This window comes from Sulfitobacter dubius, from assembly GCF_027214245.1.
Taxonomy (GTDB): Bacteria; Pseudomonadota; Alphaproteobacteria; order Rhodobacterales; family Rhodobacteraceae; genus Sulfitobacter; species Sulfitobacter dubius_A.
On record NZ_JAPWHM010000002.1, the window covers coordinates 134,774 to 158,075 of the forward strand.

Here is a 23,302-nt window from a genome sequence, read left to right on the forward strand (position 1 = left end):
GGTCCCATATGCAAATGCGCGGTTTAATTTCTTGCAATGTTAAGCAGGCAGTTTGCGGCGGGTCAACGTAAGGAACCGCGGGGGTGGCAAGAGGTTTGCTTGACAAGGTACCAATTTGCGGAGCGAAGATGCAGAAAAGTGATCCCCTATCGCAGCCCGACATCGCTGATCGCGCGCAATCCGTTTTGGAAAAGCTTTGCGCGCGGGACATCCATATCGCCACCGCCGAAAGCTGCACCGGCGGGCTGGTTGCCGCCCTTCTGACGGATATCGAAGGTTGCTCTCATGCGTTTGAGCGTGGTTTTGTCAGCTATACGGATCAGTCCAAACACGAGCTTTTGGGGGTCGACCGGGCGCTTTTGAACGCATGCGGCGCGGTCTCCCGCCCTGTGGCGATTGCGATGGCCGAAGGGGCAATGGCGCGCTCAGGTGCGCAGATTGCCGTCTCGACCACCGGATTTGCCGGACCGGGACGCCCCGAGGACGAAGAGGGGCTTGTGCATTTTGCGCTTGCACGCGAGGGATGTAACACGGTTCATCGGGCCGAGTCCTTTGGGGCCATTGGCCGCGATGCGATCCGGCAGCGATGCCTTGAAACGATATTGGATATGTTGGAAGAGAGCCTGACGTGAGCAAGAGCCAAGCCGCCGCCTTTACCGCCTACCACCGTCACGGCTTTGTCCGGGTGGCGACCTGTACACCCCATGTGCGGCCTGCTGATGTGGCCTTCAACCGCGATAGCCTGCTGGACGAAATGCGCCGCGCCGATGCGGCGCGGGTGGATTTGCTGGTTTGCCCCGAACTGTCGCTCTCGTCCTATGCCATTGACGATCTGCACATGCAGGATGCGCTGTTGAATGCGGTGGAAGAGGCGCTTGGCGTGCTTGTCGAAGCCAGTGCCGAGATGACCCCCGTGATCCTGCTTGGCGCGCCGCTGCGCCGGGAGGGGCGGCTTTATAACTGCGCTGTCGTGATCTCACGCGGGCAGGTGCAGGGCGTTGTGCCAAAGTCTTATCTGCCGAATTACCGCGAGTTCTATGAGAAACGCTGGTTCGCCCATGGCCGTGACACCGGCGGAGAGATCACCGTCGCGGGCCGCCGCGTGCCCTTTGGCGATGATCTGATTTTCGAGGCGACGGATCTGCCCGGTCTGATCTTCCACGCCGAGATCTGCGAAGACCTTTGGACGCCCGCGCCACCCTCGTCGGAGGCCGCACTTGGGGGGGCGCTGATCCTCGCCAACCTTTCGGCCTCCAACATCGTGATCGGAAAATCCTCTGACCGCCATCTGCTGTGCCGGTCGCAATCCATGCGCGCCTTTGCGGCCTATGTCTATTCCGCCGCTGGACCGGGAGAAAGCACGACCGATCTGGCCTGGGACGGGCAGGGGATGATCCATGAGCTGGGCGATCTGCTGGCGGAATCCGCCCGCTTCTCGCTTGAGCCGGAACTGACCATCGCTGATGTGGATTGCGGGCGCATCCAGTCCGAGCGGATGCGGACGGGCAGTTTCCACGACGCCGCGCGGCACCGCGCGCCAGAGTTTCGCCGGGTGACCTTCGCCCATCAACCGCACTATGAGAACGCCGGGCTGATCCGCCCGCTGCGCCGTTTTCCCTATGTGCCGAACCGCGAGAGCCACCTCGACCAAGACTGCTACGAGGCGTTCAACATCCAGGTCGAAGGGCTGCGCCGCCGGTTCGAGGCGACCAAGGGCAAGACCATGGTGATCGGCATTTCCGGCGGGCTGGATTCGACCCATGCGCTGATCGTGGCGGCCAAAGCCTGTGACCGTATGGGCATCCCGCGCGATCGTATTCTTGGGTTCACCATGCCCGGCTTTGCCACCTCCGAAGGGACCAAGTCCAACGCTTGGAAGCTGATGCGCGCCATGGGCATCACTGCTGATGAGATCGACATCCGCCCCGCCGCACGGCAGATGCTTGAGGATATGGATCACCCCTTTTCAGACGGGGAGCCGGTTTACGACATCACCTTCGAAAACGTGCAGGCCGGGCTGCGCACCGATTACCTTTTTCGGCTGGCCAACCAGCGGCAGGGCTTCGTCATCGGCACTGGCGATCTGAGCGAATTGGCGCTTGGCTGGTGCACGTATGGCGTCGGCGATCAGATGAGCCATTACGCCGTGAACACCGGCGTGCCGAAGACGCTGATCCAATATCTGATCCGTTGGGCCACCCGCTCGGGCCAGTTCGACGCAGAGACGGACAGGGTGCTGCAAGCCATTCTGGACACCGAAATCTCGCCCGAATTGGTGCCCGCAGGCGAAGATGAAGAGATCCAAAGCACCGAGGCGATGATCGGCCCCTATGAGCTGAACGACTTCTTTCTCTTTCACACCATGCGCTATGGGCTGGCACCGTCAAAGGTGGCCTTTCTGGCGTGGCACGCATGGCACGACATCCAAGAAGGCCGCTGGCCCGAAGGCTTTCCGCAGGCCAAGCGCAACGCCTATGACTTGGAGACCATCCGCCATTGGCTCGAAAAATTCCTGCGCCGCTTCTTTGCCACCAGCCAGTTCAAACGCTCGGCCTTGCCGAATGGGCCAAAGGTCAGCGCCGGGGGCGCGTTGTCGCCGCGCGGTGACTGGCGCGCGCCTTCGGATAGTGTGGCAACCCCGTGGTTGGAAGAGTTGCGCAGCAACGTGCCGGAAGGCTGGCCGAAAGGCTAATCCACGCTATTCCTCGCGGCTCAACTCGCCTTCGACAAAATTCGGGGTCAGCGGCGGTGCCGCGTGCCGCTCTTGGGTTTCGGGATCGCTGCGCAAGGTCATGCGCAGCAGCCCCCATGCCACGATGATAAGTTGAAAGCCGCCAAGCGCCAGCGGCAGGCCGCGCGGCCCCAGCGTATCCAGCAGCACACCCGCCAGCAGCGGGCCGATTGCCGCGCCAATCCCCTGCATCAGCACCAAACCGCCCGAAACGGCCACCACCGCCGAGCCGGGGGCGCGGTCGTTGACATGGGCGATCACGATGGACTGCGCGGGCAGGACCAGCCCCCCGATGGCGAACCCCAGAACCAGCAGCATCGTCCCCGTCGGCGCCGGGATCGGCAGGGTCAGCAACATCAAGGCGCTGCCTGCAGCGGCCAGCCCCACGCCAAGACCGCGGCGGCTCATCCGGTCGGACATCCAGCCCAGCGGGAACTGAAGCACCAAGCCGCCGATCGTAAAGGCCGCGATCAGCAGGGCGATGCGGGACTGCGTGTATCCCATTTCCTGAGCAAAGAGCGGTGCCAGCCCGTAGAATGTCCCGATGGAGGCCCCGACCAGTCCGGCGGCCACCGCACCATAGGGCGACAGGCCCCAAAGGCGGCGCAGCGAAGGCGGCTCTTGCGCGCCCTCAGAGCGCGGCCCTTCCACGCGGCTTAGCGAAATTGGCACCAGCGACAGTGACATGACGATCGAGACGAGCACGAAGAGGATGAACTCAGCCGGATCCCCAAGGTTAAGCAGGAACTGCCCCGCCGCTCCCGATGCCATGCCGACCATGCCATAAACCGCCAGCAACTTGCCCCGCTGCGCGGAACTGACCGACGCATTGAGCCAGCTTTCCGTGACGATGATCAACCCGGCAAAGGCGAAACCCGTCAGGCAGCGCACCGCGATCCAGACCCAAGGGTCGACAAAGGCCAAATGCATCAGCGCCGCCGCAGAGGCGACAGAGGCGAGCGCGGCAAAGGTGCGGATGTGCCCCACGCCGCTGATCAGACGCGGCGCGACGAAAGACCCAATGCTCAGGCCCGCGAAAAAGCCCGACATGATCAAGCCGGTGGTCGCCCCGCCAAACCCCTCAAGCCCCGCGCGCACAGCCAAAAGCGTGCCTTGCAGCCCGTTGCTCATCTGCAAAAGCGAGAAGCCCAGTAGCAGTGTCGCCAGTGGTAGAACCGTCGCGCCCATGATGTCCCCTTTGGTCTTTTGTCTGGCCTTGGCCCCGGTGATTGCCTGGCCTTTGGGCCGGAATATGTGCGGCGGCAATCGAATTTCTAGTAATCAACCCCGTGCCCTTTCACCGGGCCGGGTTCCGCGCCATAGTGGTAACAGCCAGCGGCCCCGTCAGGGAATGCTCGGCCATTGATCAAGCAGATTTGACGTGCCTTTTTTGGGGGGATGCTCAATTATGCGCCTTGTAAAACAATTTGAAAGCGCATCCCCGTGAAATCCCTGCGCCAATTTCTCGTATTTTTGCTGGTTCTCATTGCTGGTCTTTACTTGATGTTGACCTTCGTCCCCGCCTCCCGCCCCTATGTGGCCGAGACGGGTCTGCTCGATCTTTTGGGGATCGAGGTCGCGTCGCAAGAGCCGGGGTCGTCAGGCCGCGGTTGGGGTGGCGGCGGGCCATCGCTGGTTGTCACGGCAGCGGTCGGTCAAGAGACCTTGGCCGACCGGATCACCGCCATCGGCGACGGGCGCGCGCGCCGCTCGGTCACGCTGCGCTCCAACGCCGTGGGGGTCATCACCGACCTCAACCTGCCCGCCGGACAGTTGATCGAGGCGGGCACCGTGGTCGCCCTGCTTGAGAATGAGGCCGAGCAAATCGCCCTGAAACAAGCCGAATTGCAGCTTGAAAACGCCCGGACCGAGCAAGACCGGGTGAAGCGGTTGCAAAACACCGGTGCCGTCAGCGAAGTGCGCCTACGCGAGACGGAATTGGCCCTGCAAAGCGCCGAACTTGCGCTCAGCCAAGCGCAGTTTGATCTGTCGCAACGCCGCATCCTCGCGCCGATCTCGGGCTGGGTGGGGATCACCGACATCGAAGTAGGCGACCGGGTGAATGCGCAGGATCAACTGGCCACCATCACCGACCGCAGCGAGATCCTGATCGATTTCCGCGTGCCCGAGCGGGTGGTGGGCAAGCTGGACCTTGGCAAAGAGATCACGGTCACCCCGCTTGGGATGCGTGATCTGACGCTGACGGGCGAGGTCAGCGCCATCGACAGCGTGATCGACCGCGCCAGCCGCACGCTTTTGGTGCAAGGCCGGGTGCCGAACGCAGACGACCAATTGCGCGCGGGCATGGCCTTTTCGGTCAGCCTTACCTTTGTCGGCGACCCTTTTTTGGCGATTCCGCCGCTCGCGGTGCAATGGTCCTCGGACGGGCCATTTGTCTGGGCGGTGCGGGAGGGCAAGGCGCATCAAATCGCGGTCGAAATCGCGCAGCGCAACAGCAATTCCGTTCTTGTCTTGTCGGAGGGCCTGACCGCCGAAGATGTGGTGGTGACCGAAGGCGTGCAAACCCTGCGCGAAGGCGGTGATGTGCAAGAAGCCAACCGCGCGGGCAGCGTGCAATCGGGGGCCGCGCCTTCGCGGAAGACCACCCTATGAGCGCCGCACCTTCCGACGAAGGCCCGCCGCCCCCCGTCTCCGGGGCGGGCACGGCGCTTTTCGTGCGGCGGCCAATCCTTGCCTTCGTGTTGAATGCGCTCATCGTGCTGGCGGGCATCGCCGCGCTTTTTGGCGCCGAGGTGCGTGAGCTTCCCAATGTCGATCGGCCCGTCGTTACCGTCACCACGACATTCTCGGGCGCGTCTCCGGAATCCGTTGATCAGGAATTGACCGGTCGGATCGAAGGGGCCGTGGGCCGCGTCTCGGGTGTGCGGGCAATTTCCTCGAACTCCCGCTTTGGGCGCAGCCGGGTCACGCTTGAGTTCAACGACAGCACCGATATCGACGTAGCTGCGACCGATGTGCGCGACGCGGTGGCGCGTATCGTGAACCAACTGCCCGAGGGCGCCGAGCAGCCGCAGATCGTCAAAGCCGACGCCAACGCCCAGCCGGTGATGCGTATCGCTGTGACCTCCATGGGCCGCTCGCCTCAAGAGTTGACCAAACTGGTGCAGGACCGCGTCGAAGACCGGTTGATCTCGGTCAACGGGGTGGCGGATTTGCAGGTCTATGGCGACCGCGAACCGTTTTTCCGCGTCGATATTGATCAGTTGGAACTGGCCAGCCGAGGCCTGACCTTGGGCGACATCCAGCGCGCCTTGGCCGATGTCGCCTATGATGCGCCTGCGGGTGATCTGGCGGGCGACCGGCAGTCGATCAACGTGCGCACCACCGCCAGTGTGGCGACCACGCAGGCTTTTGAGGCGATGGAGATCAAAGAGAATGTCCGGCTCGGCGATGTGGCCACCGTGACGCTCGGCCCCGCCGATGGTGAGACGATCCTGCGGGCCAATGGGCAGTTGGGTCTGGGCATCGGCATCATCCGACAGGCGACATCGAACACGCTTGAGATTTCGCGCGATGTGCGCGCCGTGGTGGCAGAATTGAACGAGACGTTGCCCCAAGACGTGCGGATTTTCGTGACCTCGGATGACGCGACCTTTATCTCGGGCTCGATCCGCGAGGTGCTGTCGACGCTGGCCTTTGCCGTGGGCATCGTGGTGGCGGTGATCTTTATCTTCCTGCGCGATTTCCGCGCCACGCTGATCCCGGCGCTGACCCTGCCCGTGGCGTTGATCGGTACTTTGGCGGCGATCTATCTGGTCGGGTTTTCGATCAACATCCTGACCCTTTTGGCACTGGTTCTGGCCACCGGCATGGTCGTGGATGACGCGATTGTGGTGCTAGAGAACATCGTGCGCCAGCGGGCGGCGGGGATGGGGCCACGGGCGGCGGCGGTGCTGGGCACTTCGCAGGTGTTCTTTGCCGTGGTCACCACCACGGCCACGCTGGCGGCGGTCTTTATCCCGCTGTCGTTCCTGCCCGGTCAGGCGGGCGGGCTGTTTCGGGAGTTTGGCTTTACCCTCGCCATCGCAGTGATGCTGTCCTCGGTGGTGGCGCTGAGCCTTTGTCCGGTGTTGGCGAGCCGTCTGCTGACCAAACCCGCGGCGGAGAACCCGCGAGGCCCTGTCGTGGCGCTTGGCAATGCGCTGTTTCGGCTCTACGCCGCGACCCTCAAAGGGGCGCTGGCGATGCCCTATGTCGTGGTGCTGATCGCGGCCTTTGTGGCGTTGACGGCAGTGCTGGTGGCGGGCGAAATTCGCCAAGAGTTGACCCCGCGCGAAGATCGCGCCGTGGCGCTGCTCAGCGTGTCGGCCCCGCAGGGTGTCTCGCTTGATTATACCCAAGCCAAGATGCGCGAGATCGAAGACTTGATCACCCCGCTGCAAGAGGCGGGAGAGGTGACGAACATCTTCTCCATCACCGGGTTTGGCGCGGATAATCGCGGGTTCATGGTCTTCACCCTTGCCGGTTGGGAAAACCGTGCGCGCAGCCAAGATGAGATCGTGGGTGAGATCAACGGCAAGCTGCGCGGCATCGTCGGCGTGCGGGCTTTTGCGATTCAGCCCAACTCCCTCGGTATTCGCGGCGCGGGGCGGGGGCTGTCTTTCGCGATCACGGGCAACAATTATGAGCAACTGTCGCAGGTTGCGCAGGCCATGGTGGACCGGCTGAGCACTGACCCCGCGATGGGCCAAGTGCGGCTGGAATATGAGCGCACGCAGCCGCAGCTTTTCGTGCAGATCGACCGGACGCTCGCGGCTGATTTGGGCGTCGACATCACCGGGCTGGGGCAAGCCTTGCAAGCCATGCTCGACGGGCGCGAGGTGGCATCGGTCTTTATCGACGACACCAGCTATGGCGTGCAGATGCTGTCGACCTCGGACCCGGTGAACGACCCGCGCGACCTTGAGAACGTCTTTGTTCAGTCGGGCAACGGGCAGATGATTTCACTGGCAAGTTTTGTCACCCTCGAAGAGCGTGCCGTCGCCCCTGAGTTGGACCGGGAGGGGCAGAACCGCTCGGTCGAGATCTCAGCCGGGCTGACGCCGGGCCTGTCGCTGGGCGATGCGTTGGAACAAGTGCGCGCGGTTGGGCAAGAGGTGTTGGACGACGAAAACCTGATCGTGCCCTTGGCCGAGGCCGCGGCGTTGGATCAAACCAGTTCGGGGCTTTTCGTGACCTTTGGCTTTGCGATCCTTGTGGTCTTCCTTGTCCTCGCCGCGCAGTTCGAGAGTTTCGTCTCTGCCATCGTGGTGATGGCCACGGTGCCTTTGGGCCTTGCCTGCGCGATTTTCGCGCTGCTGATGACGGGGCAAAGTCTGAACGTCTATAGCCAGATCGGGCTGGTCATGCTGATCGGGATCATGGCCAAAAACGGGATTCTAATCGTCGAATTTGCCAACCAGCTACGCGATCAGGGGGCGGACATTCACGATGCGATCTTCGGGGCCTCTACCATCCGTCTGCGCCCAGTGATGATGACGATGACCTCGACCGTGCTGGGGGGCGTGCCGCTGATCCTGTCCTCGGGCGCGGGAGCCGAGGCGCGCGAAGCGCTTGGCTGGGTGATTGTCGGCGGCTTGGGCATGGCCACGCTTTCGACGCTCTATCTTACGCCCGTCGCCTATTTCTTGCTGGCACGTTTCACCACGCCCAAAGCCGCCGAAGAAGCCCGCCTGCAGGCCGAGTTGTCAGAGGCGCAATTGGTCTGAGCGGCCGTTGCCGCCGATATTTCTGCGCCCATGCAACTTCCCACCGCACTGGGCGTTTAGCCATGTAGGATCGAACCGAAAGGGACAGGCACGTGCGTGGCGATTTGGATTTGGCGAAGGCGGACCAGCAGCATCCGACTGACGCGGCAACGCGCCAGAGCCTGTTTAACGATAAGTCCACATGGCGCGTCGCGCGGGCCGAGCGTTTTGGCCTTGTTGTCGATGCGGCGGATTACTTCCGTGTCTTGCGCAAGATCTTTCTCGGGGCGCGGCAGCAGTTGATGCTGATCGGCTGGGATTTCGACTTTGAACTTGAGATGCTGCCGGGCGAAAGCGATGAGGACGGCAATGCACCGGATGGCTATCCCAATCAACTCGGCGCCTTCGTAGAGGCGGTGGTCGAGCGGACGCCGGAGTTGCATGTCTACCTGCTGAAATGGAACGGGGCCGTGTTGGCCGCGCCGGGGCGGCTGGTGCCCTCGCTGGCGCTGAGCCTGTTTGGCGGTGACCGGATCCATTTCGCCTTGGACGGGCATCACCCCTTTGGCGCCTGCCACCACCAAAAGATCGTCGTGGCCGATGACGCCTTGGCCTTTTGCGGCGGCATCGACGCGACCGAGGACCGTTGGGACACGCCCGATCATCTGCCGCATGATCCGCGCCGGGTGCGCAAAGATGGCTCTCCCTCCGACCCATGGCACGATGCCACCTCGGCGATGTCCGGCCCTGCCGCTGCGGCCTTGGGCGAACTGTCGCGCCGGCGTTGGTTGCGAGCCACAGGGGATGAGATCGCGCAGCCCAAGGGCGCGCCGAAGTTTGAATGGCCCAACGACCTGCCGGTGGATGCCGAAGACATTGATGTGGGGATCGCCCGAACCGAGCCGCCCTTCGACGAAGAGCCGCTGATCAATGAGATCGAACAACTCTACCTCACCGGGATCAGATCGGCCCGCGACTATATCTATATTGAATCGCAGTACCTCGCTGCAGACTCGGTCTGTGATGCGCTCAAAGCGCGTTTGGCCGAAGAGGGCGGGCCCGAGATCGTTATCATCAACCCGCGCGATGCGGAATCGCAGCTGGAAGATGACGCCATGCATGTCCTGCGCGAACGGTTGGTCGAAGACCTAAAGCGGACGGATCACCAAAACCGCTTCCGCATCTACTTTCCCGTCACCGACGAGGGGGAACCGATCTATGTGCATGCGAAGATCATGATCATCGACGACCATCTTCTGCGCCTCGGCTCCAGCAACCTCAACAACCGCTCCATGGGGTTTGACACCGAATGCGACGTGGCGATTGAGCGCCCCGCGCAGGTGATCGAAGGGTTCAGGACCCGGCTCATCGCCGAGCACTTGGGCTTGCCGCCTGCGCGCGTGGCGGAGGTGATGGCCGAAAAGGGGTCGATGATCGGGACAATTGAAACCTTGAACCGGAAAAAAGGCCGCGGTCTACGTGCCGTGTTCCGGGGCAGCGAGACGGTTGTCGGCGGCTTTCTGGCAAACACCCGGCTGCTCGACCCGCGCTATCATCCCGGAGAGGGCACCACGACTGGGCGCGGCATTCGCCCGCGTCACATGGCGCTGATCGCGGGGGGGCTGGGCATCGCGTGGCTGGCATGGCGCAAATGGGGCCGCCGCGATCCTGAGGTCTAAAGTCTGGGCTCGGCAGCAGGTGCCGCGAAACGCGCGCTATCATGCACAGGGTTGCGCTCGGCCGGTGCCGCGGGCGCGGTGAGCACGCGCCGCGATGTTTCAGCAGTCCAAGCGATCCCGTAAAGGGCCGCCGTTCCCACCGCAGGCAGCACCCATGGCATCCAAGCCGCCTCGGGCCGTGCCATCATCACCGCCTGACAGACCAGTGCCAGCACCGTGCCGCTGGCAAAGATCAACAGCCCATGCCGACCAATCAGCCGGAAGGGGCGCGCCATCTGGTGACCAGAGAGGTGGGTCACGCTTGGCAATTGCGACAGAAAATACCCCAAGGCCAGAATATGGATGAACCGCGGGGCGGAAAGATAGGTCTTGTCATGGGAGGTGATGTTGAAGGGCACCCCGGCCTCGCGCAGGTGATGCATCTGTAGGTTCAGGAATTTGCCCAAGCCCGGCACATAGCGCCATGCCAGCACCCCAAGCAACACCGCGACGGACAGCCAAAACAGCGCTTTCGACGCGGGAAAAAACCGATAGCCCTGCCGTTGGCTGAGGCCAACCAGCAGGCCGCAGACAAAGATCGCCTGCCACGCAAAAGGGTTAAAGAACCAGCCGCCCGGATTGGGGTAGTTCGGCAGGTTCAGCCGGAAAACGCCGGTCAGCAGCCAAAGGGTCAGCGATAGCGCCAAAAGCAGCCGCGGCCAGCGCAGCCCCAGCATGATCGCCACAGGGGCACAGACCAGCAGAACCGAATAGGCAGGCAGGATGTTCACATAGCCAAACTGGTGCGTCAAAAGCGGTATCCCGATCACGGATTGGGTTGGGTTTTGAAAGACCTGCCGCATGTTGATCTTGGTCAGAAACTCAGCCTCTGTCGTGATCTGGAAAGCGGCGGCAAAGATGCCCAAAGCCACGGCCGAAAGCATGATCTGCACGAGATAGAGCGACCATGCCCGCTTCCACAAGGGGGCGACCGCGCGCCAGAGGCCATGCCGCAGGCAGTCTTTCTCAATAAATCGGGGCGTATAGGCCAAGCCCGCAGCGATGCCCGACATCAAGAAGAACGCCTCTGCAGCGTCGGCAAAGCCTAGGTTGCGGATGGTCAGAGCTTCATAGGGGTTGCCGGGAACGTGGTTGATGAAAATCATCACCAACGCCAAACCGCGAAACACGTCGATGCGCGGGTCGCGGGCGGGCTTGGCCACAGGGGCAGAGCCGAGGGGGGCAGAGCCGAGCGATCTCGCTGCAGGCGACAACCCGGTGCTAGGCTGGGACATGGGTCAGATCCGCCGCTTTGGGTTTCGCCATCAGATGTTCGTCATTCCACGTCAGCCGCCAGACATCGCAGATACTGTCGTATTCCGCGACGACATCCAGCGGTGCCGCATCCTCCGGCACGGCAAAGAGCGTGCGGGGCAGGGGGCGGGAGGTCCATGCAATAAGCAGCGGTGCGAGCAGCATCGGAACCGCCACGGGCAGCAGCCAGATCGTCAGGTCAGGTGCGACCCATTGCACCGCCGCGATGATCGCCGCGCCGATGAAAACGATCCACCGGCCCGCCGCCCAGCCATCCGCCAAGCTCAACCGGCCTTCGTTGCGTTGGTTGGCAGGCCAGCCCCCGTCTTGGCCCGAGAGCACCTGCAACACCGCGCGGCTGTGATAGAGCAGCATCAAGGGGGCCAAAAGCGTGGTCAGCACGATCTCGGTCAGAACCGAGAGCGACATGCGCAGGCTGTGGCCAAAGTCGAGCGCGCGCTTGGCCAGGATCGCGTGCAGCAGGATCAGCAGCTTCGGCACCACCAGCAGACCCAAAACGCCCAAGGCCAGCAGCGTGATCTCGCGCGTGCTGGTGTCGGGGAAGACGGGGAAAAGCTGATAGGGGCCGGGGAAATACTCCGGCGGCGGCGCGTAAAGCGTACTGATGGCCGAGGTGATCAGAAACGCCGCCCAAAGAAGAGAGACGACATAGGCGGTGACGTTCTGCAAAAAGACAAACCGGCTCCAGCCCGCCAGCTCGGGGGCAAAGATCAGCCGCGCATGTTGCAGGTTGCCTTGGCACCAACGCCGCTCTCGCCGCGCAAAGGACAGGACATTCTCGGGGCCTTCTTCGAAAGAGCCACCCAAGGTTTCATCTACCTCAACCTTCCAACCGGCGCGGGCAAGCAACGCCGCTTCGACGTAGTCATGGCTGAGAATATGGCCGCCCAAGGGCGGGGGGCCAGAAAGCTCGGGCAGCCCACAGCTTTCGGCAAAGGCGCGGACGCGAATGATTGCGTTATGGCCCCAGAACGGCCCCGTCGGACCCTGCATACGCGCAAGGCCACGGGTGAAGATCGGGCCATGAAACCACGAGGCGAATTGCAGTGCCCGGCCAAAGAAAGACCTCGCGCCGATGATCTTGGGCAGGGTCTGTAGCAGCCCAAGTTGCGGATCGGCTTGCATCCGCGCGATCATGGCGCGGATCGTCTCGCCCTCCATCAGACTGTCGGCGTCAAGGATCACCGCAAGGTCATAGGCCCCGCCGGAGCTGCGAATGAACTCTTCGATATTGCCTGCCTTGCGGCCCGTATTGTCGCTCCGTCTGCGGTAGAAAATACGCCCTTCGCCATCTGTCTCGCGCAGCAATCGGGCAAAGGCGAATTGCTCTTTCCCGGCGAGTGCGTCATCGCGCGTATCCGACAGAACGACGAAATCCGCCACCACACCGGCCCGGGTGACTGATCGGTCAATCGCGGCGATGCGGGCAAAAGTGGTCAGCGGGTCTTCGTTGCAGATGGGGACCGCGATCACGGTGCGCGGCTGCGGCGCGTCCAGCGCGGGGCGGGGAGGCGTTGATCTGCTGCCGAAAAGCCCGATCAGCGCCAATGACGCCCCCCAAGCCAGCCAAGCCGTGGTCGCGAAAACGAGCACGGCGCGGATGCCGTCCCACCCACTGAACCCATCGCGCGCCGCCGCCTCGGCCAAAAGCATTGACGCAAGGGCCGCACATCCGAGAGACAAAAAGACGGCGACCACCCGTGCAAAACGGGTCGCCCCGTCTGCCGCAAGCTGCCTTTGCTGAAGTGTCATTGAACTTAGGCCTTGCGCCGCAGCAGGAACGCCCGCGCGACATCGGCCAGCCCAGCCAGATGACCCCGCCGTTCCAAGGTCTGCCGTGGCATGGCAAGGGGGGCAGCGGGCGGCATCCAGGTCTCGGCCTTAACCGTCATTGCGGAGTAGGGGGTCGTCGCGTCTTGAAGGGTCATGCGTTGATCCATTGGTACACCCATGTCTCTGTAAGATTGCGGTCATATCCCGATAGAACTGCCTTGATCTCGACGATGGCGTCTGGCGCTGCACGTAGTTCCAGCACCAGCCGCCATTCGTCTCTGCCATCTACCCGGCTCAGGATCGCCTCAACGATTTCGCCGTTCTGCGCGCTGGCGATCGGCTGCAACTCTGCGTCGCTTGGCATGTCGCTCAGCTGTCCGCCGGCGAAGTCGATGACGAATTTGCGGGTCTCGGTATCTGCCTCAACACCCGCAACCCCGCCGTGGCCCGAGCGAAGCCGCACCACGCGGCCAAGGGTCTGCGGGGTTGCGCCCGGTGGGTTCATCCCCCAGTGCATGCGGTAATCATAGGCCAATTCATCCCCGGCACGGGTTTCGCCCTCGGGAATCCAATAGGCGACGATGTTGTCATTGCCCTCCAGATCGGAGGGGATTTCGACCAGTCGCACCGTCCCCTTGCCCCAGTCGCCCATGGGTTCGATCATCAGGGAGGGGCGCCGTTCGTAATGGGCCTGCGCATCGAGGTAATGCTCAAAGTCCCGGTTGCGCTGTGCCAGCCCGAAGGAGCGTGGGCTCTGCGCTCCGAAATAGGAACTCGCCAAACGCGGCGGATTGTTCAGCGGGCGGCAGAGGGTCGCATCCTTGCCCGCGTTCAGCACCAAGACTTCGCTGTCGTGGACTGAGGGGCGGAAATCGTCAAAGCTGCCCTTGTCCGCGCCATTGTGCAGGAACATCGAAGTCAGCGGCGCGATGCCAAGCTGCTTGATGTCTTTGCGCAGGAACAGCCGCATGGTAACCTCGACGGTGGTGTCCTCGCCCGGTGTGATCACGAACCTATAGGCCCCGGTCACCGACGGGCTGTCGAGTGCGGCATAGATCGTGGCGCTGTTATCGCCCGGTTCGGGGCGGCGTAGCCAGACCTCGCTGAAACGAGGGAACTCCTCGCCTTCGGGCAGGCCGGTATTGACGGCAAGGCCGCGCGCGCTCAGCCCATAAAGCGTGTCTTTCCCCAGAGCGCGGAAATAGCTCGCGCCTTGGAACACGATCAATTCGTCGAAAATATCGGCGCGGTTGAGCGGGGTGTGCAGACGGAAACCGGCAACGCCCGGCATCTCGGCATTGGGGGGGATCGACTTGGCGAGTTCTTCGTCGTCATATTCAAAATCCGCGGTGGTAAAGCTCATGGGCGCGACCGTCTCGCCCCGGATCTCGTTGATCTTCACCGCTTCTTTGAACAGCCAGCCGGGGTGGAAGGCGTGCAACCTAAAGGTAACGCCCTTTTCCTGCCAACGCGCCTGTTCGGGCCGAAATCGAATCCGTTGGTAAGCGTCGTAATCAAGATCGGCGAGGAATCCCTTTACCGGCTTCGGGGCCGCATAGGACGACTGCGCCAAGTCCCGCATGTCATTGACCAGATTGTCGAATGTAAAGGAGGCGGCAGGCACCTCTTGCGCGCGGCTGCGCAGCGGCATGAGTGCTGCGGCAAAGGACGCGGCGGAGAGGGTCAGAAACTGACGCCTCTCTAAGCCTTCGGTTCGTGATTTTTTTGGTCGTGTAGTATAAGAATTTGGCAAAACATTACCCCGGGAGACACGTTAAGAGTGTGCAATTTTTTCCCTATCTAATGTTTTCAGCGGCGCTGAAAACTTGATTCAGCAACTTTCAGCAAAATGCTGCAGAGCAGCGCGGAAAATCGCCTATCCGGGCTTTGTTTGACTGGGTCTGCACAAAATTTTGCCCAGATTACCGTAGCATCGCCGCTTTTTGTGACATTTGATCCTGCGCAGCGGCGCGGTGGGATGAGGCTTTGGGAGCATGCCACGGCTCTCAGCGCTCCAACCTTAGGCGGGGCCGCAGCGCGGGAGGGGGTCAAACTGCGTCGAGCCCGTCGGCCAACAGGCGCTCTAGGCTTTGCCTTTCCGCCTCCGTCAGGGCAATCCCCTTCGTCCGGGTCTCCGCGCGGGCCTTGAACCGGCGCTGCGAGGGCAGCCGCGCCCCTTGGCCCATGATCGCGGCAAAGAGCGTTTCCGCCCGCGCGAAGGGATCGCCGGGGCGGCCAGCGGCAAACTTTGCCGGATCAAAGGCGATGATCAACTCACCATGCGCCGGCGCGAGGGTGAGAGAGCCCAAGGCGTCGCGCGCCTCTGGGCTGGTCAGGTCGCCGATCATCACCCCGGCGAGAAGTTCGATCATGGTGGAGATGGCGGATCCCTTATGTCCGCCAAAAGGCAGCATGGCCCCGGCAAGGGCGGCTTCGGGATCGGTTGTGGGCGCGCCGTCGGGCGCGACGGCCCAGCCTTCGGGCAGGGGCGTGCCCGCGCGGCGGTGCAGTTCGATCTCTCCTCGGGCGGCGACGCTGGTGGCGAAGTCAAAGACGTAAGGGTTGCCCTCTGCCCGTGGCCAGCCAAAGGCGAAAGGGTTGGTCCCCATCAAGGGGTCAGTGCCGCCCGACGGGGCCACGCTGGCATAGCTGGGGCACATCGCCATCGCGGCGAGGCCCATATCGGTCAGCGCCTCAATCTCGGGCCAGAGGGCGGCGAAATGGGTGCAATCGTTGATCACCATTGCGGCGATCCCGGTCGTGCGGCAACGCTCTGCCAGCACGGGCGCGCCCGCGTCGAATGCAGCGTTGGAAAAGCCGCCGCCCGCATTTACGCGCACAATGGCGCTGTCGTCTTGGTACACCTGCGGCACCGCATCGGGCACCACCTTGCCCGCCTTGATTGTGCGCAGGCAGCCTTCGATCCGGTAGATGCCGTGGGATTTGCAAGCATCGCCTTCGCCCGCCACGATCACCCGCGCGAGGGCGGCGGCATTCTGCGGCGACAGGCCCGCGCCTTGGAAAATCTGCATGACAATTCCGTTTAGGACGTCGTGGGACAGGGTTGTATCAGTCATCTGGATCCTCGCAGGGCTTGGGTTGCAATCATGCATACATCATGTATGCAGTTGCGCAGAGACGCAAGCTGACACCGGGCCGCGGCCCGCATGAAAGGATAGACGATGGCCTTTACCCCCCATGGCAAACACCTAATCGCTGGCGAATGGATCGCCACCGACGACCGCTTTAGTTCCAGCCCCGCCCATGGGCCTGTGCATGACTTCTCGGTCGGGACGGTGGATTTGGTAGACCAAGCCTGCGAAGCTGCCGAAGCGGCGTTTTGGGACTACGGCTATTCCAGCCGGGCCACCCGCGCAAAGTTTCTGAACGCCATCGCCGATGAAATCGACGCCCGCGGTGCCCAGATCACCGAGATCGGCAGCCAAGAAAGCGGCCTGCCCACAGCGCGTCTGGAAGGAGAGCGGGGCCGGACCGTTGGCCAGCTGCGCCTCTTTGCCGCGCATATCGAAAAGGGTGACTACCTCGACCGCCGCTTCGATGCCGCCATGCCGGAACGCCAGCCCGCCCCGCGCCCCGCGATCACCATGGTGCAACGCCCCATCGGCCCCGTGGCTGTCTTTGGCGCGTCGAACTTCCCGCTGGCTTTCTCGGTTGCGGGTGGTGACACGGCGGCGGCGCTGGCGGCAGGCTGTCCGGTCGTGGTCAAAGGCCATTCCGCCCATCCCGGCACTGGAGAGATCGTCGCCGAGGCGATCCATGCGGCGGTTGAAAGCTGCGGCATGCCGCGCGGGGTGTTTTCGCTGATCCAAGGCGGCAACCGCGCTGTTGGTCAGGCCGTGGTGCAGCATCCGTTGATCAAAGCCGTGGGCTTTACCGGCTCTCTCGCGGGGGGGCGGGCGCTGTTCGATCTCTGCGCCGCGCGGCCAGAGCCGATTCCCTTTTTTGGCGAATTGGGCTCGGTCAACCCGATGTTCATGCTCCCCGCCGCGATGGAGGCACGGGCCGAGGAGCTGGGCAAAGGCTGGGCCGCGTCCCTGACCATGGGCGCAGGCCAGTTCTGCACCAATCCGGGCATTGCCGTGGTGATCGACGGGGCAGGGTCAGACGCCTTCGTGAAAAGTGCCGCCACCGCACTGCAAGACGTGGCCGAACAGGTCATGTTGACCGACGGTATCGCCGAAGCCTTCTGTGCGGGTCGCGACAAGTTCAAATCCGCGCCAGGGCTGCGCCAGGTGCATGTGGCCGACAGCACAGGCCGCAACGCCGCCCCGGCCCTGTTCGAGACCACGGGCGCAGAGTTCAAGGCCAACCCGGCGCTGCATGAAGAAGTCTTTGGCCCGCTTGGGCTAGTGGTGCGGGTTGCTTCGCTGGAAGAGATGCGCGCGCTGGCAGTTGAGTTGGACGGGCAGTTGACCATTACCCTCCATATGGACGACGCGGATGTTGAGGCCGCGCGAGCACTGATGCCGGTGCTGGAACGCAAAGCCGGGCGTCTGCTGGCAAATGGCTTCCCCACCGGCGTCGAGGTGGTGGATTCTATGGTGCACGGCGGACCCTATCCGGCCAGCACCAACTTTGGCGCGACCAGCGTCGGTACCCTTTCAATCCGGCGCTTCCTGCGGCCGGTGTCCTATCAGAACCTGCCGGAAGCGCTCCTGCCCGACGACGCGGCGGAGTGACCCCAGACGAGAAAGCCGGGCCGCGTGTCTGGCTTTCTCATTTCAGCCTGAAAAAGGAGCGGCTGCGGCTCTATCCCATCCCCAAACAACGACGATAGCGTCTCAATAGTTCAAAAATATGTCGACACACCGATAAAAGTTAAAAATACATATTGTATTTTTAATGAGGACATAGTTCCTTCATACCACCCCGTACCCCGCCCAGAGAGAGTCGGGGGCGACCAACCCAAGAGGGAGATATCTATGAAATTCACGCAACTCGCCGGGAGCCTCGTGGCCGCCACCGTGATCGGCACCGCCGCTCAGGCCGACAAACTGGACGACATCATTTCTTCGGGCACGCTGCGCTGCGCCGTGGTGCTGGACTTCCCGCCCATGGGCTCGCGCGATGACAGCAACACGCCCGTCGGCTTCGACGTGGATTACTGCAACGATCTGGCCGCAGCACTTGGTGTCGAGGCCGAGATCGTTGAGACGCCTTTCCCTGACCGTATCCCCGCGCTGGTTTCTGGCCGCGCGGATGTAGGTGTCGCCTCCACCTCCGACACGCTGGAGCGGGCGAAGACAGTCGGTTTTTCCGTCCCCTACTTCGCCTTTACCAACGTTGTGCTGACGCGCGAAGACGCAGGCGTTGACAGCTTTGAAAGCCTCAAGGGCAAAACCGTAGGCTCCGTCGCAGGCACGTTTGAGGCCATCGCGCTGGAAGAGCAGGTCGACGCATGGGACGAGGGCAGCTTCCGTTCCTACCAGAGCCAAGCGGACGTCTTCCTGTCGCTGGCCCAAGGCCAGATCGACGCGACCGTCGTGACCTCCACCGTGGCCTCCTCCATCGTGGCGAGCGGCAAGTTCGACGGTTTGACCATCGCGGGCGATGCGCCGTTTGACGTGGACTATGTCGGTCTGATCGGCCTGCGTCAGGAATACGGTCTGCTGAACTATCTCGACCTCTTCGTAAACCAGCAGGTCCGTTCGGGTCGTTATCAAGAACTCTTCGACAAATGGGTCGGCGGCGACGCGCCCGACCTAACCATCGCCAAAGCCTATCGCTGATGGATGCGGGGGCCGCAGCCTGCGGCCCCCACTGCCGATAACCGCTGATCGGAGCAAGAGATGGGCAACTACACCTTTCAATGGCGACAGGCCTTTCGCGCTTTCCCAGAGATGCTGGAAGGCGCGCTGGTTACGCTGCAGATATCGATCCTGTCGATGCTCATCGGCGTGACGATCGCCGTGCTGCTGGCCGTAGGCCGCGATGCCAAGTCGCGCTGGCTGCGGGCGCCTGCGACCGCTTGGGTCGAAGTGGCACGTAACACGCCCGCGCTTTTCCAGATTTATATGGCGCATTTCGGACTTGGGTCTTTCGGGATTTACCTCAGCCCCTATGCCGCCCTGCTGGCCGGGATCGCGTTCAACAACGCGGGCTACCTCTGCGAGACGTTCCGCGGCGCGATGCGCGCCATTCCGGACACGCAGCTGCGGGCCGGGCGGTCACTGGGCATGGGGCAGGCCAAAGCGTTTCGCCTGATTATCCTGCCGCAGATGTTCCGCATCTCCTTCCTGCCGACCACGAACCAGATGATCTGGGCGATCCTGATGACCTCTTTAGGCGTTACGGTGGGGCTGAATTCGGATCTCGCGGGGGTCACGCAAGACCTCAACGCGCGCAGCTTCCGAACCTTTGAATTCTTCGCACTGGCGGCGGTGATCTACTACGTGATCGCCAAGACCGTGATGCTCGGCGCGCGGCTTCTGGCCGCCCGCCTGTTTCGCTACTGAAGGAAGAGAATAGATGTTTGATACGGCTCTGACCTTCAACGACCTGTTGTTCATGCTCAAAGGCGCAGGCGTGACGCTTTCGGTCACCGCCTTCGCGGTGGTGGGCGGCACGCTGCTGGGGCTCTTCTTCGGAGTGCTGCGCAGCCAGATCAGCCCTTGGGCGGCCCTGCCGCTGACCTTTGTGCTGGATATCTTCCGCTCGGTCCCGCTGCTGATCCAGTTGATCCTTGCCAACGCCTTTCAGGCCATCGCGGGCTGGGGGATTTCCCCCTTCGTGACCTCCTGCATCGTGCTGGGCCTCTACACGTCGGCCTATTGCACCGAGATCGTGCGCGGCGCGATAGAGGCGGTGCCTTCGGTCACCCGCCGTGCGGCGCGCTCGCTTGGCATGACATGGGGGCAGGATCTTACGCAGATCGTCTTTCCCATGGCGCTGCGGGTTGGCCTGCCCAGTTGGATCGGCCTCACACTTGGCGTGATGAAAGACAGCGCGCTGGTGATGTGGCTCGGCATTATCGAATTGCTGCGCGCCTCGCAAATTCTGGTGACACGCCTGCAAGAGCCGATGTTCATCCTGCTCGTGACGGGTGCGATCTATTTCGCGCTCAGTTTCCCCATTGCCCGGCTTGGCAGCCGCTTGGAAAAAAGGTGGCAAGAAAATGATTGAGATTGAAAACGTTCACAAATCCTTTGGCGCACTACAGGTGCTCAAAGGCATCGACCTGACCGTGCAAAAAGGCGAGGTCGTCTCGGTGATCGGTGGCTCGGGCTCGGGTAAATCGACGCTGCTGACCTGCATCAACGGGTTAGAGCCGATCGACAGTGGCCGCATCGTGGTCGACGGGACCGAGGTTCACGCCCGCGACACTGACCTGAACAAGCTGCGCCGCAAGATCGGCATCGTGTTCCAGCAATTCAACGCCTTCCCGCATCTGACGGTGCTGGAAAACGTGACCCTTGCCCCGCGGAAAGTGAAGGGCATGGGCCGCAAGGAGGCCGAAGAAATCGCGGTGCAGCAACTCTCGCATGTGGGTCTGGCTGACAAGCTCAACGTCTACCCCAGCCGCCTGTCGGGCGGCCAGCAGCAGCGGATGGCGATTGCGCGTGCATTGGCCATGTCGCCCGATTACATTCTCTTTGACGAGGTGACCTCGGCGCTCGACCCGCAATTGGTGGGCGAGGTGCTCGATACGCTCAAATTGCTTGCAGATGAGGGGATGACGATGATCTGTGTCACCCATGAGATGAGTTTCGCACGCGATGTGTCGGACCGGGTGGCGTTCTTTCACAAGGGCGTCATGGCCGAGATCGGCGCGCCGGATCAGATCTTTGGCGATCCGCAGCAAGAAGAGACACGTCAATTCCTGTCGAGCGTCCGGTAATGAACCAAACCCCGGTGACGGTCGTCGGCGCGGGCGTGGTGGGCCTGTCCATCGCGCTGGCGCTTCAAGCGCGCGGGCTGCCCGTGCGGGTGATCGACCGCGAAGGTCCGGCAGCGGGCGCCTCGGCGGGCAATGCGGGCGCTTTTGCCTTTACCGAGATCCTGCCGCTCGCCTCGCCCCGGATGATCCGACAGGCGCCGAAGTGGTTGCTGGATCCGCTGGGGCCGCTGTCGGTGCCGCCGCGCTATGCCGCGCGGATCGCCCCGTGGATGTGGCGGTTTTGGAGGGCAAGCTGGCCCGCGCAGGTCCGGGCCTCGACCGTGGCGCAAACGGCGCTGATGAAGCTGTCGCAGGCCGCACTCGATCCGCATCTGGCGATGAGCGGTCTGGCGCATATGCTGCGGCACGACGGGCAGATGCAGGTCTATGAGAGCGAGGCCGAGTTCCGCGCCTCCCTCCCCGGTTGGCAGGCCCGCGAAGAGGCGGGGATCGCCTTCACGCATCTCAAGGGCGATGAGATTGCAGCCTATCAACCCGGTCTTGCGCCCAGCTTCACCCATGCGACCTTCACCCCGGAATGGCAGTCGATCTCGGACCCGCGCGACTATGTGCTGGCGATGGCCGACCGCTTCCGGGCAGGGGGCGGGGAGATCACGATCACCCGCGCCGAACGTCTCGTCGCGGGCGGGGTCGAGACCTCAGATGGCTTGATGCCGGGCAACGTGGTGCTGGCCGCCGGTGCGCATTCGCATCATCTGGCCCGCACCGCTGGCGTGAAGATCCCGCTGGAGACCGAGCGCGGCTATAACACGACCCTGCCCAGTGGTGCCTTCGACCTCAAACGCCAGATCACTTTCGGCGGCCATGGCTTTGTCATCAGCAAAGTCGGCAATGGACTGCGCGTCGGCGGGGCGGTGGAGCTGGGCGGGCTCGACCTGCCGCCGAACTTTGCCCGGGCCGATGCGATGCTGAAAAAGGCCAAACGTTTTCTGCCGGGGCTCAACACCTCGGGCGGCACGCAGTGGATGGGTTTTCGCCCCTCGCTGCCCGACAGCCTGCCGGCCATCGGCGCGTTGCCGAACCGCCCGGATGCGTTCTGCGCCTTTGGCCACGGGCATTTGGGTCTCACCCAATCGGCAGGCACCGCCGCCATCATCGCGGACCTGATGACCGGCCAAGACCCCGGCATCGACCTTGCCCCCTTCTCTCCCGCGCGTTTTTAGAGGCTGACATGACGCAACACACATTTCCTTGTATCGACGGCCACACCTGCGGCAATCCGGTACGGCTCGTCACCGGCGGCGCGCCTCTGCTTAAGGGCGCGAACATGCTGGAAAAGCGCGCCCATTTTCTGGTGGAATACGACTGGATTCGCACCGGTCTGATGTTCGAGCCGCGCGGCCACGACCAGATGTCAGGCGCGATCCTTTATCCGCCGACGCGGGATGACTGCGACATCGCGGTGCTGTTCATTGAGACCTCAGGCTGCCTGCCCATGTGCGGTCACGGGACCATCGGCACTGTCACCATCGCGCTTGAAAACGGGCTGGTCACACCTGCCACCCCCGGTCAGTTGCGGCTCGAGACCCCCGCCGGGCGGGTCGATGTAGCCTACCGCCAGGAGGGGCGTTTCGTCGAAGAGGTGCGCCTGACCAATGTGCCCGCCTTCCTCCATTCCGAAGGGCTGACGGCCGAGGTCGAGGGCTTGGGCGAAGTGGTGGTCGATGTGGCCTATGGCGGCAATTTCTACGCCATTGTCGAGCCGCAGAAAAACTTCCGCGATATGGCAGATTTCTCGGTCTCCGAACTGGTCGGTCTCAGCCCGAAACTCCGCGCCGCGCTCAATGCGAAATATGAATTCATCCACCCCGAACATCCCGCCATCAACGGGCTAAGCCACATCCTCTGGACCGGCGCGGTCCAAGCGCCCGAGGCCCACGCCCGCAACGCGGTGTTCTACGGCGACAAGGCGATTGACCGCTCCCCCTGCGGGACCGGCACTTCGGCCCGGATGGCGCAACTCGCGGCCAAGGGGAAGCTGAGTGTGGGCGACGACTTCGTGCATGAATCCATCATCGGGTCGATGTTCAAAGGCCGTGTCGAGGCGGCGGCGGAGGTGGCGGGCAAGCCTGCGATCATCCCTTCCATCGCAGGTTGGGCGCGGGTCACCGGCTTTAACACCATCTTCATCGACGAGCGCGACCCCTTCGCGCACGGTTTCGTTGTTACCTGATTTGGA

General features: G+C 63.0%; 18 protein-coding genes. 12 read left to right on the top strand and 6 right to left on the bottom strand.

Annotated elements, in window-relative coordinates:
- Positions 1 to 128: 128 nt before the first annotated feature.
- Both O4H31_RS04550 and O4H31_RS04555 read left to right on the top strand, forming a co-directional pair.
- Complete coding sequence (locus O4H31_RS04550; protein WP_269343270.1) at positions 129 to 632, top strand: CinA family protein; 504 nt, start codon at positions 129 to 131, stop codon at positions 630 to 632.
- Positions 629 to 2,692 carry an NAD(+) synthase gene (locus O4H31_RS04555; RefSeq protein ID WP_269343272.1) on the top strand — a complete coding sequence of 688 codons (2,064 nt, stop codon included), beginning with the start codon at positions 629 to 631 and terminating at the stop codon, positions 2,690 to 2,692. The genes O4H31_RS04550 and O4H31_RS04555 overlap by 4 nt, the downstream gene beginning before the upstream one ends.
- Before the next feature lie 6 nt (positions 2,693 to 2,698).
- Here the strand turns inward: O4H31_RS04555 and O4H31_RS04560 are convergent, their stop codons facing one another.
- The gene (locus tag O4H31_RS04560) at positions 2,699 to 3,919 is read right to left on the bottom strand and encodes an MFS transporter (RefSeq protein ID WP_269343274.1); all 1,221 of its coding nucleotides are present in this window, start codon (positions 3,917 to 3,919) and stop codon (positions 2,699 to 2,701) included.
- A 315-nt stretch (positions 3,920 to 4,234) separates the two neighbouring features.
- On the opposite strand from O4H31_RS04560, the gene O4H31_RS04565 reads away from it, so the two are divergent.
- The 3 genes from O4H31_RS04565 to O4H31_RS04575 all read left to right on the top strand — a co-directional run bounded on the left by O4H31_RS04565 (position 4,235) and on the right by O4H31_RS04575 (position 10,118).
- Positions 4,235 to 5,344, top strand: coding sequence for an efflux RND transporter periplasmic adaptor subunit (locus O4H31_RS04565; RefSeq protein WP_269343276.1), 1,110 nt, complete (start codon positions 4,235 to 4,237; stop codon positions 5,342 to 5,344).
- The gene (locus O4H31_RS04570; protein WP_269343278.1) at positions 5,341 to 8,460 is read left to right on the top strand and encodes an efflux RND transporter permease subunit; all 3,120 of its coding nucleotides are present in this window, start codon (positions 5,341 to 5,343) and stop codon (positions 8,458 to 8,460) included. Before O4H31_RS04565 ends, O4H31_RS04570 begins: the two co-directional genes overlap by 4 nt.
- A 92-nt stretch (positions 8,461 to 8,552) precedes the next feature.
- Complete coding sequence (locus O4H31_RS04575) at positions 8,553 to 10,118, top strand: phospholipase D-like domain-containing protein (protein ID WP_269343280.1); 1,566 nt, start codon at positions 8,553 to 8,555, stop codon at positions 10,116 to 10,118.
- Here the strand turns inward: O4H31_RS04575 and O4H31_RS04580 are convergent.
- The 5 genes from O4H31_RS04580 to O4H31_RS04600 form a co-directional block, all read right to left on the bottom strand.
- A complete protein-coding gene (locus O4H31_RS04580) occupies positions 10,115 to 11,392 on the bottom strand; it encodes an OpgC family protein (protein ID WP_269343282.1) in 1,278 nt (425 codons plus the stop codon). The two genes, O4H31_RS04575 and O4H31_RS04580, sit on opposite strands and share 4 nt — an antisense overlap.
- Positions 11,379 to 13,184: a glucans biosynthesis glucosyltransferase MdoH gene (gene mdoH / locus O4H31_RS04585; protein WP_269343284.1), complete on the bottom strand. Its 1,806-nt coding sequence runs from the start codon at positions 13,182 to 13,184 to the stop codon at positions 11,379 to 11,381. Before mdoH ends, O4H31_RS04580 begins: the two co-directional genes overlap by 14 nt.
- Positions 13,185 to 13,189: 5 nt before the next feature.
- The gene (locus tag O4H31_RS04590; RefSeq protein WP_269343286.1) at positions 13,190 to 13,360 is read right to left on the bottom strand and encodes a hypothetical protein; all 171 of its coding nucleotides are present in this window, start codon (positions 13,358 to 13,360) and stop codon (positions 13,190 to 13,192) included.
- Positions 13,357 to 14,856, bottom strand: a complete 1,500-nt coding sequence (locus O4H31_RS04595) for a glucan biosynthesis protein (protein ID WP_269343288.1) — start codon at positions 14,854 to 14,856, stop codon at positions 13,357 to 13,359. The genes O4H31_RS04590 and O4H31_RS04595 overlap by 4 nt, the downstream gene beginning before the upstream one ends.
- 397 nt (positions 14,857 to 15,253) lie before the next feature.
- Positions 15,254 to 16,282, bottom strand: a complete 1,029-nt coding sequence (locus O4H31_RS04600) for an Ldh family oxidoreductase (RefSeq protein ID WP_269343291.1) — start codon at positions 16,280 to 16,282, stop codon at positions 15,254 to 15,256.
- 105 nt (positions 16,283 to 16,387) lie between these two features.
- Here O4H31_RS04600 and O4H31_RS04605 point away from each other — a divergent pair, with 105 nt between their 5' ends.
- From O4H31_RS04605 to O4H31_RS04635, 7 genes are all read left to right on the top strand, one after another.
- Positions 16,388 to 17,905, top strand: a complete 1,518-nt coding sequence (locus tag O4H31_RS04605; protein ID WP_269343293.1) for an aldehyde dehydrogenase (NADP(+)) — start codon at positions 16,388 to 16,390, stop codon at positions 17,903 to 17,905.
- 243 nt (positions 17,906 to 18,148) lie between these two features.
- On the top strand, positions 18,149 to 18,955 hold the full coding sequence (locus O4H31_RS04610) for a transporter substrate-binding domain-containing protein (RefSeq protein ID WP_269343295.1): 807 nt from the start codon (positions 18,149 to 18,151) through the stop codon (positions 18,953 to 18,955).
- A gap of 60 nt (positions 18,956 to 19,015) precedes the next feature.
- Positions 19,016 to 19,681 (top strand): amino acid ABC transporter permease, encoded by a 666-nt coding sequence (locus O4H31_RS04615; RefSeq protein WP_269343297.1) that lies wholly within the window; start codon positions 19,016 to 19,018, stop codon positions 19,679 to 19,681.
- A gap of 13 nt (positions 19,682 to 19,694) precedes the next feature.
- Positions 19,695 to 20,348 carry an amino acid ABC transporter permease gene (locus O4H31_RS04620; protein WP_067624962.1) on the top strand — a complete coding sequence of 218 codons (654 nt, stop codon included), beginning with the start codon at positions 19,695 to 19,697 and terminating at the stop codon, positions 20,346 to 20,348.
- On the top strand, positions 20,341 to 21,063 hold the full coding sequence (locus O4H31_RS04625; RefSeq protein WP_269343299.1) for an amino acid ABC transporter ATP-binding protein: 723 nt from the start codon (positions 20,341 to 20,343) through the stop codon (positions 21,061 to 21,063). The genes O4H31_RS04620 and O4H31_RS04625 overlap by 8 nt, the downstream gene beginning before the upstream one ends.
- Positions 21,063 to 22,286, top strand: a complete 1,224-nt coding sequence (locus tag O4H31_RS04630) for an NAD(P)/FAD-dependent oxidoreductase (RefSeq protein ID WP_269343302.1) — start codon at positions 21,063 to 21,065, stop codon at positions 22,284 to 22,286. Before O4H31_RS04625 ends, O4H31_RS04630 begins: the two co-directional genes overlap by 1 nt.
- Before the next feature lie 8 nt (positions 22,287 to 22,294).
- Positions 22,295 to 23,296 carry a 4-hydroxyproline epimerase gene (locus O4H31_RS04635; protein WP_269343305.1) on the top strand — a complete coding sequence of 334 codons (1,002 nt, stop codon included), beginning with the start codon at positions 22,295 to 22,297 and terminating at the stop codon, positions 23,294 to 23,296.
- Positions 23,297 to 23,302: the final 6 nt, after the last annotated feature.